Annotated in this window: 1 pseudogene; it reads right to left on the bottom strand. The window is 66.8% G+C overall.

Features of this window, described 5'->3' with window-relative positions:
• A pseudogene (locus ACLJNW_RS26885) lies at positions 1-253 on the bottom strand (ABC transporter permease); the annotation flags it as partial.

The raw sequence follows: 253 nt of genomic DNA, 5'->3' as shown, positions 1-253 counted from the left end.
TAGTTGGCCCAGAGCGGCAGGAGCACCGCGATGACGAGCAGGTTGCGCGTCCGCGGGCTGGCGATCCGCGCCAGGTAGTAGGCGATCGGGAACGCGAGGACGACGTCGGCGATCGTGACGAAGACCGCCATCTGCAGCGTCCGCCAGGTGACGTCGCGGAAGACGGGCGACTCGAAGATCCGCTGGAAGGTGTCGAGCGTGAAGCTGTGGGAGATCTCCGCCGTGAACGGGTCGGTGTCCCAGAAGGCGGAGA

Source organism: Salmonella sp. SAL4457 (assembly GCF_046548235.1).
Classification (GTDB): Bacteria; Pseudomonadota; Gammaproteobacteria; order Enterobacterales; family Enterobacteriaceae; genus Salmonella; species Salmonella enterica.
This window is presented reverse-complemented; position numbering and strand designations above follow the sequence as displayed.